This is a genomic window from Vibrio sp. 10N.237.312.B06, from assembly GCF_041464685.1.
Taxonomy (GTDB): Bacteria; Pseudomonadota; Gammaproteobacteria; order Enterobacterales; family Vibrionaceae; genus Vibrio; species Vibrio tasmaniensis_A.
Map to the genome: position 1 here is coordinate 1 of NZ_JBFSPI010000199.1, position 1,287 is coordinate 1,287.

A 1,287-nucleotide genomic window follows, 5' to 3' on the forward strand; every position below is an offset into this window, starting at 1 on the left:
CTCGTCCTAAAATACGTTGACAGTTTTTCTACTAAGCCAACAGCGTCAGCTGTTGGCTTTTTTCATGCACCTCATTTGGAGTTTTCATCCTGAGACTAAGGTGCGGCCTCATGTTGTTATAGGTACTTATAGACTCTTTTACTAGTTGTTTAAGCTCTCCGAGGTTTTTACACTTATCAAGTAAGAACTCTTGTTTCAGGATTCCATTTATCCTCTCTGCCAAGGCATTTTGGTAGCAGTCATAACCATCTGTCATCGAAGGCATTATGCCGCTACTTTTCAACTTATCTTGATAAACACCTGAGCAATACTGCAGACCACGATCTGAATGATGGATACAAGGACGATGATATCGACGCCCTTTGATAGCCATATCCAGCGCTTTCACGACATCCGTCGCTTTCATTTCATTGCTCAGCTCATAGCCCATTATTTTTCGACTAAACGCATCCGTAACCAATGATAGGTAGTGAACCCCTTCATCAGATTGAACATAGGTTATGTCGCTCACCAACACACTCTCCGGACTACATGGTTGGTAGTCCTTTAATAAATTCGGGTGTTTCTTCATCCAATGTCTACTATTGGTCGTTTTTGTAAAACTACGTTTAGGTCTTACCAATAATCGTTCATCGCGTAAGTAGTTGAAAAGCGCATCTCGACCTAACTTGATACCTTGTTCTTGTAGTTTGGGTTTAAGCAAAAAATAGAGCTTTCTAGTACCAACCCGAGGCATATAACGCCTAATATCCAACACCATTTTTTTAATCGGTTTAAGCTCTAACTGACGATGATGAATTCGCTTCTCTCGTTGATAAACACTCTGCCTCGTTATACCGCATAGCTTACATATTCGAACTAAACTTATTCCTTCCTGTTTTTGAAGGCTTCTTGCTCCTTGGCTAGATACTTTTTTCTGAGACTGGTTCCGTGCTCAGCATCAAGAATATCAACCACTCTATTTAAAAAGAGATTCTTGATTTTTTCGTCTTCTAACTCTTTCTCAAGACGTTTTATTTTCTGTGCAGGTGATTCTTTAGGCTTAGGTGATTGGTGCATGGCATTCATCCTTGGATTTTGCGCCCAATCCATCTTACCGTGCTTTCGAAGCCAGGTTAAAACGGTTGAGCGGCCTTGGATACCATAAATGGTTTGGGCTTGTTTATATGTCATATCGCCTCTTTCTACAGCAGCGACAATCTGTAATTTAAAGCCTAGTGTGTAATCACGCTGAGTGCGCTTAACATAGGTCCTATTTGAAGTAGTCATAATTCGTCCTCAATGTGT

1 protein-coding gene is annotated in these 1,287 nt (G+C 40.7%); it reads right to left on the reverse strand.

The genetic code is table 11. The features are described from left to right. Nucleotides 1-31: 31 nt before the first annotated feature. Nucleotides 32-1,269 (reverse strand): IS3 family transposase gene (locus AB6C75_RS23510; protein ID WP_139137516.1). Its coding sequence is split into 2 segments (ribosomal slippage): nt 32-897 and nt 897-1,269, totalling 1,239 coding nucleotides; the frame shifts between segments, so codons are not numbered across the junction. Between the last annotated feature and the right edge of the window lie 18 nt (nt 1,270-1,287).